The sequence below is a fragment of the Tianweitania sp. genome (assembly GCF_032053605.1).
In the GTDB taxonomy this organism is placed as follows: domain Bacteria; phylum Pseudomonadota; class Alphaproteobacteria; order Rhizobiales; family Rhizobiaceae; genus Tianweitania.
The window spans coordinates 1-215 of record NZ_DAMBUH010000069.1 but is presented as its reverse complement, the minus strand read 5'-3'; the positions used below and the strand labels follow the sequence as shown (position 1 = coordinate 215).

The 215-nt window shown below is 66.0% G+C and carries 1 pseudogene; it reads left to right on the top strand.

Features of this window, described 5'->3' with window-relative positions:
• Nucleotides 1–215 (top strand): annotated as a pseudogene (locus RTX98_RS14510) (FAD/NAD(P)-binding oxidoreductase); the annotation flags it as partial.

Genomic DNA, 215 nt, shown 5'->3' with positions numbered 1-215 from the left:
AGGCCGCCCAAGCAGGCGCATCGGTGCTGCTGGTCGACGAAAACACGTCGCCAGGCGGCCAGATCTACCGCGCCGTGACGCGTCATTCGCCTGATGAAGACGACTTCCTCGGTGCGGATTACTGGAAAGGGCGGACCATTGCCGAGCCCTTCCTCGCCGCACCGGTCGATTACGCGCGCTCCACAACCGTCTGGAGCCTCGACCCCGCCGCCAAG